The sequence below is a fragment of the Microbispora sp. NBC_01389 genome (genome assembly GCF_045040095.1).
In the GTDB taxonomy this organism is placed as follows: Bacteria; Actinomycetota; Actinomycetes; order Streptosporangiales; family Streptosporangiaceae; genus Microbispora.
Map to the genome: position 1 here is coordinate 2662501 of NZ_CP109552.1, position 12613 is coordinate 2675113.

Consider the following 12613-nt stretch of genomic DNA (forward strand, 5'->3'; position numbering starts at 1 on the left):
ATGACCGAACTACGCGTCGACGTGCTGCCCGTGACGGGAGACGTGGCCTCCGTCGCCGAAGGACTCGACGCCGTGCCCGCCGACCTGCTGCGCCGCTGGCGGCTCGCGGGCGGCGTGCAGGTGCGCACGCTCGTCACGGCCCGTACGGGCGGAACGCTGGCCGGGGCCGCCTTCGAGGTGCACCGGCCGCTCACGGCGTACCGGAAGATCGTGGACGTGTGGGCGTCCGACGACGCGGTCGCCGACGCGCTCGTCCGGACCATCGAGGGCCGCGCCTGGCGGGAGGGCGCGGTGGCGGTCAAGCGGTGGTTCGCGGCGCGGGACGCGGCATGGGAACGCTCGCTCGGCCGGGGCTACCGGGAGGTGCCGGTGCCCACCTGGGCGGGCCCGGTCGTCGGCGGCCCGGAAACAGGCTCAGAGACCGGCTACGGCCAGGTGCGCTGGCGCGAGCGGCCCCCCGCGCGGGCGCTGCCGTACATGCGCCAGACCACCGACTTCACCTGTGGTCCCGCGGCGCTGCAGATGGCACTCGGAGGGCTGGGGCTGCGGGGCGAGCCCTCCCGTGAGGAGGAGCTGCGGCTGTGGCGTGCGGCGACCACCGTGGCCGGCTGCGACCCCCTGGGCCTCGCGCTCGCCGCCGCCGACCGTGGCGCGACTCCCGAGGTGCTGCTGTCGACCGAGGCCCCGACCCTGCTGGAGCTGTGCCGTACGGACGAGGAGCGCGAGCTGAGGCGCTTCATCCAGACGGGCTTCCGGGCCGAGCTCACCCGGAGGGGCATCGGCGTGGAGACCGTCGCCTTCGACCTCGACCGGCTCCGCGCGCTCATCGAGGGCGGCGGGGTGGCGCTCGTGCTGATAGAGCAGCTCGGCATGCACGATGAGAGCTGCCCGCACTGGATCGCCGTCCACGGGGTGGAGGGAGACGTCTTCCACGTCAACGACCCGTGGACGGACGCCCACCTGGGGGAGACCTACCTCGACGCGCTCGATCTGCCGCTTCCCGCCGCGACGCTGGACCGGCTCGCGTGGTACGGCACGCCGAGCTACCGCGGCATGATCGCGCTCAGACAGCCGGCCGGACGGCAGGCGGGTGCCGGTCAGTCGGCGGGCATCGAGACGAGCGTCAGCAGCCGGGCAGGCTCCGCGCCGGTCCGGTAGCCGTGCTCGGCCTCGGCGGAGAACCGGACGGCGTCCCCCGCCCCTAGACGAACCTCGTACGTCGCGACCTCCAGGGTCACCGAGCCGGACAGGACGTAGGCGAACTCCTCCGACCCCCGCCCGTGCGGTGCGCTCTCATGGGTGTGCTCCGGCGGCAGCGGCGTCTCGTACAGCTCGAAGCGGCGCCGGTCGAGGGAGCTCAGCAGGGTGCGCGCCGCGTCATCGCCGGCGCGGCGCACCACCTGCGGTTCGTACGAAGGCGTCCGGGTGAGGTCGGCGAAGGACAGGTCGAGCGCCTCGGCCAGCCCCGCCAGCACCTCGACCGTGGGGTTGGCCAGGCCGCGCTCGATCTGCGACAGCAGCGCCTTGCTGAAGCCGGAGCGGTCCGCCAGGTCGCGGATGCTGAGCCCGCGCGTGTGCCGCGCGTGCCGCACGTTGCTCGCGATCGCCGCTCGCACCTGCTCCGAGAGCGCGCCCACCCGCCCAGCCCCCCTTTTCGAAGTACGCCATTGTTCCACGAAGGGGGCGGTCCGGGCGTCAGACGCCGAGGGCTGCAGGGTCAGAGGACCTTGGACAGGAACGCCTGGGTGCGAGCGTGCCGAGGGTTGGTCAGCACCTCGCGGGGGACGCCCTGCTCGACGATGACACCTTCATCCATGAACACCAGGGAGTCGCCGACCTCTCGGGCGAAGCCCATCTCGTGTGTCACGACGACCATGGTCATACCCTCGCCGGCCAGGTCCCTCATCACGTCCAAGACCTCGCCGACGAGTTCCGGGTCCAGGGCGGAGGTGGGTTCGTCGAACAGCATGAGTTTGGGCTGCATCGCGAGTGCCCGCGCGATGGCTACGCGCTGCTGCTGCCCGCCGGACAACTGGGACGGGTAGTTGCCCATCCGGTCGGACAGGCCGACCCTGTCGAGCAACCGCTCCGCTCTGGCCTTGGCCGCGTCCTTGCTCTCGCCCTTCACGAGGATCGGCGCCTCCATGACGTTCTGCAGGGCCGTCATGTGCGGGAAGAGATTGAACCGCTGGAACACCATGCCGATGTCCCTGCGCTGCGCCGCGACCTCCTTCTCGCGCAGCTCGTACAGCTTGTCGCCGCGCTGGCGGTAGCCGACGAGGTGACCGCCCACCCACAGCCGGCCGCCGTCGATCTTCTCCAGATGGTTGATGCATCGCAGGAACGTCGACTTCCCCGAGCCGGACGGGCCGACGATGCACATCACCTCGCCCTGCCGGACCGTCAGGTCGATGCCCTTGAGGACCTCGACGTGGCCGAACTTCTTGCAGACCTGCTCGGCCTTGACCATCAGGCCGTCGTCCATGACGTCCGCCGGGGCGTTCGTGGTCTCACTCACCGCGCGTGCCCCTTGCCGTAGTACCGCTCAAGGTAGTGCTGGCCGATCATCATCAGGGACGAGAGGAAGAGGTACCAGATACAGGCCATGATCAGCATGGGGATGATCTGATACGTGTGCGAGTAGATGCTCTGCACCGTGAAGGTCAGCTCCGTGTACGGCACGGCCGCCACCAGCGCGGTGTTCTTCAGCATCGAGATCGCCTCGTTGCCGGTAGGCGGCGCGATGACCCGCATCGCCTGGGGCAGGATGATCCGGCGCAGTGCCTGCATCCGCGTCAGGCCCAGCGCGCTGGCCGCCTCCTGCTGGCCGACGTCGACTGACTGGATGCCGCCGCGCACGATCTCGGCCATGTAGGCCGCCTCGTTGAACAGCAGTCCGAGCGCCGCCGCGGCGGCCGCGCTGTACAGCGCGTTGGTCTGTGCGGTGGCGAACTCGGGGCCGAACGGGATGCCCAGGCCGAGGCTGGGGAACAGCGCCCCGATGTTGCCCCAGATCAGCAATTGCGTGAACAGCGGCGTGCCACGGAAAACCCAGATGTAGATCCAGGCCGCGCCGCGCAGCAGCGGGTTGGCCGAGAGCCGCATCAGGGCGAGCACGATGCCGAGGAGCACGCCGCCGCCCATGGCGGCGACGGTCAGCCAGATCGAGTTGCGCACGCCCTCGAGCACCGGAGGCGCGAACAGGTACTTGAGCTGCTCGGACCAGTTGTAAGCCTCGTTGGTGACGAGGTTGTTGATCAGCATCGCGGCCAGCACCGCGACCGCCACCGCCGCCACCCAGCGGCCGGGGTGACGCACCGGGACGGCCTTGATCGTCGTCCCGGTGCGCGCCTCCGTTTCGCGGACGGACATGGATCAGCCGCCGGCGCCGTTGATCACGGGCTCCGTGATGGCGCCGTCCTGGACACCCCACTTCTCCAGGATCTTGGTGTAGGTGCCGTCCGCCATGAGTTCCTTCAGCGCGCCGAGCACGGCGTCCTTGAACGAGCCGGAGTTCTTTCCGACCGCGAAGCCGTAGGGGGCCGCGTCGTACATCTGGCCGATGCTCTCGAGCTTGTCGCCGGTCTCCTTGATCGCGTAACCCACGATGGGGGAGTCGGCCAGCATGCCGTCGATCTTGCCGGAGACCAGGTCGGCGTTGACCTCGGTCTGGCCCTTGCGGACGACCTGCTCGATCGCGGGCTTGCCGTCCTTGACGCACTTCTCGCTACGTGCCTTGATGTCGTCCACCTCGACCGTGCCCTGCTGGACGCCGATCTTCTTGCCGCAGGCGTTGTCGGGGTCGACGCCGTTCGGGTTGCCCTTCAGAGTGGCCCACGAGACGCCGGCGGAATAGTACGTCACGAAGTCGACGACCTTCTCGCGCTCCGGGTTGTCCGTGAAGGACGAGATGCCGAGCTCGTACTTGCCTGACTGGATGCCCGGAATGATCGTGTCGAAGCCGGCGTTCTGGAAGTCGGCCTTGAGTCCGAGTTTGGCCGCCAGCGCCTCGCCCAGTTCGACCTCCCACCCGACGATCTTCTGGCTGGCCGGGTCGACGGACTCGTTGGGCGGGTAAGAAGCGTCACTACCGATCAAGATCTTGCCGTCCGCCGCGATGTTCTGCGGCACGAGCTGCGCCAGGGTGCTTGTGGCGCTGGGGATCGGGGCGGCGGTGTCGGTTCCGGTCGTGTCGTCGCCGCATGCCGAGAGGGTCAGCCCCGTGGCGAGGGCCAGGGCGCAGGTCACTGCGAGCCGACGCCGCGTTATCGATCGTGAGAGCACGAGGCACTCCTTGGTTCTAATAGGTCGGCTCGTGCTCTGCCGCGCGAGGGGAGCCGTGCCTGGTGGCAGGGACGGCCTGTGCCAGGAGCGGTGATGACGCCTCGGATGCAGAGAACGGCCAGCAGGGCGATGCTCCTTAGTGACTTCTGTGATGGGACACGTTATCCCAAAATTACGCATCGACTGCAACCCTTCCGTCCCGTCTGTCGCCCCCTGTCGGTTTCGGCGCGGCTGCTTCCGAACCTCGCCCCGCGCTCAAGAGATCGGAAGCGGTATGCCTGACAGGAAGAAGCTCCTGGCGGATACAGAGCCTCTCTGTGTGATGCCAGGAGCTTCCGTGTCTTCTGCCGTACCTGACGGCCTCTTGCCCTGTCGCGTCCTCACCTTGACCGGGACTGTCTACATCCGTCCGGTCTCCGGAGTCAGGGGTGCATGCCCTCGGTCAGTGTGTTGAACCTCTCCAGCATTCCGGCGAGCAGCCGTACGTCCTCCTCCGGCCAGGCGGCGAGGAGCGTGCGCAGCTGTCCCTGACGCGCCGCCCGCGCGTCGTCGAGCCGCCTGCGCCCCTCGTGGGTGAGGGCCAGCAGGTGGGCGCGGCCGTCCTCCGGGTCGGGGCTGCGGCTGATCAGCCCGAGCTCCTCCAACACCTTGAGCTGGCGGCTGATCGTCGCCCGGCCCACCCGGAGATACGCGGCCAGGTCGCTGGAGCGCATGGGCGAGCTCTGGTCGATCCGCACGAGCAGGCCGTACGCGCCGGGGTCCAGCTCGGGGTGCACCTTGCGTCCCATTCCGGCGGAGAACGCCTGGGAGCGCCGGAGCAGGATGGCGAGCTGCCGCTCGACCGCGCAGTACGCCTCATGGGCCTCCTGGACCGCCTCGTGATTTTCGGCCGTGGGCGGCCGGAGAGCGGTCTCCGTCTCTCTCATGGCCTGCCTCCTCCTGACTGCCTGTGGCAGGGTCTACCCGCGCACCGCCTGGATGTCCAGCTCCACTTTCAGCGTCGCCCCGATCAGTGAGATGCCGGCCTGGACGACCTGGTTGTAGGTCATCGCGAAGTCCTCCCGGCGCAGCTCCGTGACCGCGCGGAAGGCCGCCCGCAGCCCGCCCCAAAGGTCCGGGCCGGTACCGAGATACGCCAGGTCGAGATCGACCGGGCGGCTCACGCCGCGCAGCGTCAGCACGCCGTGCACCGTCCACCGGTCCGGGCCCGCCGGAGACAGCCCCGTGCTCCGGTACGTGATGACCGGGTGCGCCGGGACGTCGAGAAAGTCCGCCGACCGCAGGTGATCATCGCGCATCTCGTTGCCGGTGTCGATGGACGCCGCGTCGATCTCGGCGACCACCGACGACTCCTCCGGCGTGGCGCCCATGTCGATCCGGCCGGAGAACTCGGTGAACCGCCCCTGCACGCTGCTCAGGCCGAGGTGCCGGGCCGTTGCCGACACCTTGGAGTGCGCCGGGTCGATCGTCCACCCGCCGGGCGGCGGAAGCTCGGTGCCGCCCTGCCGGGCGAGCACGAGCGTGCCGGCCTCCGCCGCCCCCGAGGCGGTCGCGATCGCGGTGGACGCGGCCGGCGCGTACCCGATCGCGGTCGCGACCACGGTGTAGACGCCCGGGGGCAGCGGGGCGGTGGCGACCTGCCCGTCGGCGTCCGCCTCCGCCCGCACGACCTGGCGTCCGGCCGTGTCGGTCACCGTGACGATCGCGTGCTGGACGGCCCAGCCGTCCGGGGTCCGGACCGCCGCGTGCAGCCCCCGGGGGACCGTGGTGGACATGCTCATTCGGGGTGCCCCAGCCACACGTCGTACGGCTCGTCGCCCTGCCCGTCGAGGTTCAGGGAGTTCGCGACGGGCGGATAGCCGGTCGCGACGACGGTGTACCGGCCGCCGGTGAGATCGGTGAACGCGTACTCGCCGTCCTCGCCGGTGGTCACCATGCCGACCACGTTGCCCGCGGCGTCGAGCAGGGTGACCCTGGCGTCCGCCAGCGGCACGCCGTCCCGGACGCGGACCGTGCCGCGCACCCGCGCGCCGGGCGGCAGCACGACGTCCTGCCGGGTCTGCCCGGTGCCGAGCACCTCGATCGGGACCGCCGCCGGACGGTACGCCGCACCGCTGACGGTGAGCGTGTAGGTCCCGGCGACGACGCCGGAGAAGGAGAAGCCGCCCTCGGCGTCGGTCGCACCGGTCGCGACGGCCTCGCCGCGCACGTCGGTCACCACGACCGTCGCCTCGGCGACCGGCCCGCCGTCCGTGCCGCGTACGGTGCCGACGAGCCGGCCCGAGGCCGCGAGCACCATGTCGAAGTCCACCGGCTGCTCGCCGACGACCAGCGTGGCTACCTGCGGGTCCCGGTCGCCGGCCGACGCGATCAGCACGTACGTTCCGCCGCCCGGGGCCGTGAGCGCGTAGCCGCCGTCGTCCCGGGTGACCGTACGGCCGAGCTGGTGGCCGCGTACGTCGATCAGCGTGAGCACGGCGCGGCCCACGGGCGCGCCGTCCCGGCCGGTGACAAGCCCGCGGATCTCCACGCCGTTCTGACCATTCTGGCCGCCGAGGCCGTACGCCTCGGTCGCGAGGCTCGTGTACGGACGCTCGCGCGTGGCGGTGAGGACGGACGGCTCGGGGATGAACGGCCGGGTCTCGAGGTGGTGGGGGACGGTGCCAAAGCCGTTGGGCGAGGTCGTCTCGGCACTCGTTGTCTCTACGCCGGCTGTGAGAGGCGTCTGCCGGTCGCGCTGCGCGTGGCGGCCGGGCGCGGCGCCGTTCCGCCCGCGTGCGGGGTCCGTGAGGGAGGGGTCGGGCTCCGCCGGAGCCTCGGCCTGGACGCTGAGCGCGGTGGTCCGCAGCGGGACCTCCTTGATGAACAACACGGCGATGAGCGCGAGGAAGGCGACCGGCGCGGCGTAGAGGAACAGGTCGCCGATCCCGTGGCCGTACGCGCCCTCCATGGCGGTGCGGATCGGCGCGGGGAGCGCGGAGAGCTTCGGAATCGCGCCGCTCTCGCCGCCGGTGCCGTTGGCGCCGATCGCGGAGAGGTTCTCCTGCAGGTAGGTGCGGACGCGGTTGACCATCACGGCGCCGAGCGCCGAGACGCCGATCGCGCCGCCGAGGGAGCGGAAGAACGCGACGACCGCGCTGCCCGCGCCCAGTTCCTCGGCGCGCACCTGGTTCTGCACGGCGAGCACGAGGTTCTGCTGGCTCATGCCGATGCCCACGCCGACGAGGAACATGAAGACGGCGACGAGCCAGTAGTCGGTGTCGTACCGCAGCGTGCCCATGAACGCGAAGCCGGCGGTGAGGAAGAACGTGCCGCCGACGAGGAAGACCTTCCAGCGCCCGGTGCGGGTGATGATCTGCCCGGAGATGGTGGAGGAGAGCGCGAGGCCGAGGATCATCGGCAGCGTCATCAGGCCGGCCACGGTGGGCGTCTCGCCACGGGCGAGCTGGAAGTACTGGCTGAGGAAGGTCGTGCCGCCGAACATGCCCACGCCGACGAGGACGCTGGCGACCACGGCCAGGCTGATCGTACGGATCCGGAACAGGTGCAGCGGGACGATCGGCTCCCGCGCCTTCGTCTCCACCAGCAGGAACAGCGCGGCGAGCACGACCGCCCCGCCGACCATCGCGCCGGTCTGCCACGACAGCCAGTCGTACCTGGTGCCGGCGAAGGAGACCCAGACCAGCAGCAGCGAGACCGAGGCCGCGATCAGGACCGTGCCGCCCCAGTCGATGCGCACGTGACGCTTGACCACCGGCAGGTGCAGGGTCTTCTGCAGCACGATCAGCGAGATGATCGCGAACGGCACGCCGACGTAGAAGCACCAGCGCCAGCCGAGCCACGAGGTGTCGACGATCAGGCCGCCGATGAGCGGGCCGCCGATCGTGCCGACGGCGAACACCGCGCCGAGGTAACCCGAGTAGCGGCCCCGCTCCCGCGGCGGGATCATCGCGGCCATGATGACCTGGGCGAGGGCGGTCAGGCCGCCGACGCCGAGGCCCTGCACCACCCGCGCCCCGATCAGCATCGAGGGGTTCTGCGACAGGCCGGCGATCGCCGAGCCGACCACGTAGATGGTCAGCCCGAGCTGGATCAGCAACTTCTTGCTGAACAGGTCGGCGAGCTTGCCCCAGAGCGGCGTCGAGACCGTGGTCGCGAGCAGCGTCGCGGTGATCACCCACGTGTACGTCGTCTCGTCCGCGTGCAGTTCCGCCGTGATCGTCGGCAACGCGTTCGCCACGACGGTGGACGACAGAATCGCGACGAACATCCCCAGCATCAGACCCGAGAGCGCCTCCAGGATCTCCCGGTGCGTCATCGCGGGAGCCGCCGCGCCCGGCGGCGTCTCCCTGGTCATCGCGTTCGCCATCAAAGCCCCTCTGTGCTTGAACTTAGTTTCCCTAAGCAATCGTACGCTGATCGTTGCTTGGGGCAACCAAATAGTCATGGCGTTGGGGTGCGTGGGCATGAAAAAGGCCCCGAACCCGCAGGTCAGGGCCTTGGTGCTGGTTTCCGCCTGTGACCGGCATCACCTGCATGCCCAGGGGCGGGTAAACCACCAGCGGGCGATCGCGTTCAGGTGCGCCCTCACCTGCTGTGCGCGCCGCTGACCGACGTTGAGCTCCGGGGGCTATCCACCGGCGCCCTGCGCATCGTCCTGGTCGGCGGAGACGAACGTGCCGACCCCGCGCACCGAGTACGCCGTGCCCTCCTGGCGCAGCCTCGTGAGGACCTTCTGGGCGGTGTTCGGGGCGATCTCGAATTCGCGCACCAGCTCATGCTGCGAGGGAAGCTGGGTGTCCGGCGGGTAGGTCCCGTCCGCGATGCGCTGCTTGAGCACCTCGGCCACCTGTTCCCACTTCGGCGCGTTCGGCCGCCATTCGATCGCCACGGCCGAACCATAAGCACCCGTGCTGATGCGCGGATACGCACGCAGCACCAAGGATAACCATGGTTAAGCATGCGTAAGAGCGCTACGCTGACCCTTGAGTCCTGAAGACACGACGGGCCCGCCAGGCGCTGGAACGCCACGACGGGCCCTTGATCGGACACTGGAGGTCCGACCCATGCCACACGATATGGCCAACGTGCCCCCTGCGGGGATCCCAGGTTGGCGGTTCTGGCGGTCCGACGCCGGCCGATTCTGGGCGACCCGAGACCGGCCGTTCACGGTGCCGCAGATGCGAGCGGGGGCCGAACGCACCGTCGACGCCGACGACCTCGGCCAGCTTCTTGAGACGGTGGCCGCGCAGGAGGCCCGAGCCGAGCAAGCGGTCCCGTGAAGCCCTGTGGCAGGCACCGCGAGGGAACCGAACCGGGCCCATGGCGGCCCCGCGTGTGGGACCTCGCGCAGCGCGCCGACGCGCGCAGCATCGCCCACCGCTGGCCCGGCTGGACCGTGCTGTACGGACCTGGCTCGCGCCGCTTCTATGCCATGGCGGCCTGGCCGCTTCCTGAGCCGGTCGTCCTCCGGGCCCGCACCGCGGCCGACCTCGAGGCCGCGCTGCACGAGGAGTCGGCGGCGTTGCTCGCCCTGCGTCAGATCCCCACGGCGCTGGGCGAGCCGCTGTGACCGGCGGGTTCACCGCAATCCCTGGCCATCGGCCCGGTCTTGGGTGCGAATCAGCGGTAGTTGACGAACTGGAGGGCGATGTCGAGGTCCTTGCCCTTGAGCAGCGAGATCACCTGCTGGAGCTCGTCCTTCTTCTTGGAGCTGACCCGGAGCTCCTCGCCCTGGATCTGCGCCTTCACGCCCTTCGGGCCCTCGTCCCGAATGAGCTTGGAGATCTTCTTGGCGTTCTCCTGGTCGATGCCCTCCTTGAGAGCGACCACCAGGCGATACTCCCTGCCGGACGGCTTCGGCTCACCGGCATCCAGGATCTTGAGGGACAGGTTGCGCTTGACGATCTTGTCCCTGAAGACGTCGAGGACCGCGTTGGCCCGCTCCTCGCTGTTCGCCTTGATCTCGATGTCCTTCTGCCCCGACCAGGAGATGCTCGCGCCCGTGCCCTTGAAGTCGAAGCGGTGCCCGACCTCCTTGACCGTCTGGTTCAGGGCGTTGTCGACCTCCTGCCGGTCGATCTTGCTCACGACGTCGAAACTGCTGTCGGCCATCGGTGTCCGTGTCCTCTCTCCGTTGACCTTCGAGATTAGTGGCCCCTGATGCGGTCAGAGGTCCTTCCTCATCACGACGCGGGGCGCCACCTCTATGCCGAGGGCCCGTTCGTGCTCGACGAGCGCGCTGAGTTCCGGCCCCCACTCGTGGGGGTGGATGACGCGGAAGCCGCGGCGCGCGTACCAGGGCGCGTTCCACGGCACGTCCCGGAACGTCGTCAGCGTCACCACCGCAGCGGTCGCTGTCGTTCGTGGGGCGGCGGCAGTCGCGTAGACGGCCTCCAGAAGCCGGGTCCCGATCCCCTGGTTGGCATGGCCGGGATGCACGGCGATCTGTTCGAGGTGAGTCAGGCCGTCGACCACTCCGAGCAGGGCGAACCCCACCGGCGGCCGGTCGGCCACGATGACTCGCCCGGGATCGTCACACTCCTCGATGACCGTGGTGCCGGGCGGGACGATGATGCCGAGCGGCGCGAACATTCCGTCCGCCGCCCGCTCGATCTCCGGGAGGGCCAAGAGGTCCGCCGGCTCGGCCTGTCTGATCACCGTCCAACTATGACCGCCGGCCTGCCGCGCCCGCTCCCAGGTTTCCGGACCGGCTGCTGTCCAGGAGCGACCCGGACGGAACCCATGTCACGTGCACCCGGGAAGTCCGCTATTCTTCTACCTGTCGCCGCGGCGAGCGGAAGACACGGCAGGTTGCCCGAGTGGCCAAAGGGAGCGGTCTGTAAAACCGTCGGCTCAGCCTACGCAAGTTCGAACCTTGCACCTGCCACCAGCAGAACCGCAGCTCAGAGGCCCTCCGGGGCCTCTTCTGCTTTCCAGGCCTGTGCAGCCGTAGGCCACCCTGAGCCCCCGTCTGTCGGGGGTTGCGCAATATATGCGCAATGATCTTGAGGGCGTTTCCGCAGGTCGCGCGGGCTGTTCCGCCGCAAGTATGCGCCAGGCTTACCGATGAGCCAGCGGGGACGCAACCAGCGTCAACCTGGACAGCATGAGCGGTCGAGATGACGCCTGCGTCGGTAGTGACGTGACCATGGTGCGACGGATCGACTTCTACGACGACCCCGACGCCCCTGCTCCGAACAGCCTCGTTCCGTCCGTCAACGTCATCGTGATCAACGAGGCCGGCGACATTCTCATGATCCGCCGAAGTGACAACGGCAACTTGGCCGCCCCCGGCGGCGCGATCGACCTCGGTGAGTCCCTCCCGCAGGCCGCGATGAGGGAGACCCGCGAGGAGACCGGCGTGCTGTGCGAGATCACTGGCCTGGTCGGCATCTACACCGATCCTCGGCACGTGATTCTCTACACCAGCAACGGTGAGGCCCGGCAGGAGTTCTCTATCGTGCTCACCACCCGCGCCGTAGCCGGCAAGCCCACCCCGAGCAGCGAGTCGCAAGAGGTCCGCTGGGTGCCCCGAGACCAGGTCGAGGCTCTGCCCATGGACCGCTTGATGGCCCTGCGTATCAGGCATCACCTGACCGGTAGGGACACGCCGCATATTGGCTGAGCAACAGGCCTCCATGCCTTGGGTTGCGACGTCGCCGAGGGCGTTGCCTGCTGTTGGGGGATCAACGGAAATCGGATGTGCCGTCTGAGCTTTGCTGGCCTGGTCACGCTTGCGCCGTGGCCCACCCTCTACCCTCGATCGCTCCATGAAGCCGCCCCCGCTGATGTTTATCCCACACGTTGTGTTTATCCCGCAGGTTGTTTCACGCGCTGGAGAATGCCTCTCCCTGGCTTCACACGCTAAATGAAGGTCCCTTTCCCTGATTTACGCGCTAGATGGCTGTCTCTCTTCGGCGGAAGAATGGCCTTACTTTCTGTCGAGGTCTAGTCAAGGGTTGTTTCTTATGGCACGATCGTCGCGAGAAAGGGGGTCGGGGAGAAATTCCCGACAGTCACGAGATCCGCCCGCTTGAGCGACTGTTCCGCCCCGGAGCAGCGGTGCCCGGCTCTCCAGATTCCGAAATGTCGATGGAGAGGCTGGAGGGAAAAATCATGCGTGGAGGATGGTTCAAGTGGTGGTTGGGTAAGTGCCGCCCGGGTAAGTGCCGCCCAGGTTGCAGGTGCTACCGGGAGATGGACACGATATGTCTCCATGATCCGGATTGGCCAGATGGACTCTGCCCGAGGTGCGCGTCCTACGATCCGGTGAATCTCAGCCGGATCGACACGGACGAGTACGTAGATCGCGCCTTCGGCTGCAACG

At 69.0% G+C, this 12613-nt stretch carries 13 protein-coding genes and 1 tRNA gene; 4 read left to right on the plus strand and 10 right to left on the minus strand.

Going from position 1 to position 12613, the window contains the following annotated elements:
* A complete protein-coding gene (locus OG344_RS12060) occupies positions 1-1158 on the plus strand; it encodes a peptidase C39 family protein (protein WP_405088291.1) in 1158 nt (385 codons plus the stop codon).
* On the opposite strand, the gene OG344_RS12065 is transcribed toward OG344_RS12060, so the two are convergent.
* The 8 genes from OG344_RS12065 to OG344_RS12100 all read right to left on the minus strand — a co-directional run bounded on the left by OG344_RS12065 (position 1098) and on the right by OG344_RS12100 (position 9175).
* The gene (locus OG344_RS12065) at positions 1098-1637 is read right to left on the minus strand and encodes a helix-turn-helix domain-containing protein (RefSeq protein WP_405088292.1); all 540 of its coding nucleotides are present in this window, start codon (positions 1635-1637) and stop codon (positions 1098-1100) included. The genes OG344_RS12060 and OG344_RS12065 overlap by 61 nt on opposite strands.
* An 80-nt stretch (positions 1638-1717) precedes the next feature.
* Entirely contained in the window at positions 1718-2485 is a 768-nt protein-coding gene (locus tag OG344_RS12070) for an amino acid ABC transporter ATP-binding protein (protein ID WP_405089078.1), read from the minus strand.
* Between the two features lie 29 nt (positions 2486-2514).
* Positions 2515-3372 (minus strand): amino acid ABC transporter permease, encoded by an 858-nt coding sequence (locus OG344_RS12075; protein ID WP_405088293.1) that lies wholly within the window; start codon positions 3370-3372, stop codon positions 2515-2517.
* Between the two features lie 3 nt (positions 3373-3375).
* Positions 3376-4284 carry an ABC transporter substrate-binding protein gene (locus OG344_RS12080; RefSeq protein ID WP_405088294.1) on the minus strand — a complete coding sequence of 303 codons (909 nt, stop codon included), beginning with the start codon at positions 4282-4284 and terminating at the stop codon, positions 3376-3378.
* Between the two features lie 422 nt (positions 4285-4706).
* Positions 4707-5210 (minus strand): MarR family winged helix-turn-helix transcriptional regulator, encoded by a 504-nt coding sequence (locus OG344_RS12085; RefSeq protein ID WP_405088295.1) that lies wholly within the window; start codon positions 5208-5210, stop codon positions 4707-4709.
* Between the two features lie 33 nt (positions 5211-5243).
* On the minus strand, positions 5244-6059 hold the full coding sequence (locus OG344_RS12090; protein ID WP_405088296.1) for a YceI family protein: 816 nt from the start codon (positions 6057-6059) through the stop codon (positions 5244-5246).
* A gap of 2 nt (positions 6060-6061) precedes the next feature.
* A complete protein-coding gene (locus OG344_RS12095) occupies positions 6062-8653 on the minus strand; it encodes an MFS transporter (protein WP_405088297.1) in 2592 nt (863 codons plus the stop codon).
* A 261-nt stretch (positions 8654-8914) separates the two neighbouring features.
* Positions 8915-9175 carry a GntR family transcriptional regulator gene (locus OG344_RS12100; protein WP_405088298.1) on the minus strand — a complete coding sequence of 87 codons (261 nt, stop codon included), beginning with the start codon at positions 9173-9175 and terminating at the stop codon, positions 8915-8917.
* A 444-nt stretch (positions 9176-9619) separates the two neighbouring features.
* Between OG344_RS12100 and OG344_RS12105 the strand changes: the two genes are divergently transcribed.
* Positions 9620-9856: a hypothetical protein gene (locus OG344_RS12105; RefSeq protein WP_405088299.1), complete on the plus strand. Its 237-nt coding sequence runs from the start codon at positions 9620-9622 to the stop codon at positions 9854-9856.
* Between the two features lie 50 nt (positions 9857-9906).
* Here OG344_RS12105 and OG344_RS12110 read toward each other — a convergent pair whose 3' ends face one another.
* Together OG344_RS12110 and OG344_RS12115 are read right to left on the minus strand one after the other, a co-directional pair.
* Positions 9907-10398 (minus strand): YajQ family cyclic di-GMP-binding protein, encoded by a 492-nt coding sequence (locus OG344_RS12110; protein WP_405088300.1) that lies wholly within the window; start codon positions 10396-10398, stop codon positions 9907-9909.
* A 54-nt stretch (positions 10399-10452) separates the two neighbouring features.
* Positions 10453-10944 (minus strand): GNAT family N-acetyltransferase, encoded by a 492-nt coding sequence (locus tag OG344_RS12115; protein ID WP_405088301.1) that lies wholly within the window; start codon positions 10942-10944, stop codon positions 10453-10455.
* Positions 10945-11091: 147 nt separating this feature from the next.
* On the opposite strand from OG344_RS12115, the gene OG344_RS12120 reads away from it, so the two are divergent.
* Positions 11092-11176: transfer RNA gene (locus OG344_RS12120), tRNA-Tyr, on the plus strand.
* A 258-nt stretch (positions 11177-11434) separates the two neighbouring features.
* Entirely contained in the window at positions 11435-11911 is a 477-nt protein-coding gene (locus tag OG344_RS12125) for an NUDIX hydrolase (protein WP_405089079.1), read from the plus strand.
* Positions 11912-12613: the final 702 nt, after the last annotated feature.

Coding starts and splice junctions, on each gene's coding strand:
- OG344_RS12060 (WP_405088291.1), top strand. CDS start 1: ATGACCGAACTACGCGTCGACGTGCTGCCCGTGACGGGAGACGTGGCC.
- OG344_RS12070 (WP_405089078.1), bottom strand. CDS start 2,485: ATGGACGACGGCCTGATGGTCAAGGCCGAGCAGGTCTGCAAGAAGTTC.
- OG344_RS12075 (WP_405088293.1), bottom strand. CDS start 3,372: ATGTCCGTCCGCGAAACGGAGGCGCGCACCGGGACGACGATCAAGGCC.
- OG344_RS12085 (WP_405088295.1), bottom strand. CDS start 5,210: ATGAGAGAGACGGAGACCGCTCTCCGGCCGCCCACGGCCGAAAATCAC.
- OG344_RS12090 (WP_405088296.1), bottom strand. CDS start 6,059: ATGTCCACCACGGTCCCCCGGGGGCTGCACGCGGCGGTCCGGACCCCG.
- OG344_RS12095 (WP_405088297.1), bottom strand. CDS start 8,653: ATGGCGAACGCGATGACCAGGGAGACGCCGCCGGGCGCGGCGGCTCCC.
- OG344_RS12110 (WP_405088300.1), bottom strand. CDS start 10,398: ATGGCCGACAGCAGTTTCGACGTCGTGAGCAAGATCGACCGGCAGGAG.
- OG344_RS12125 (WP_405089079.1), top strand. CDS start 11,435: ATGGTGCGACGGATCGACTTCTACGACGACCCCGACGCCCCTGCTCCG.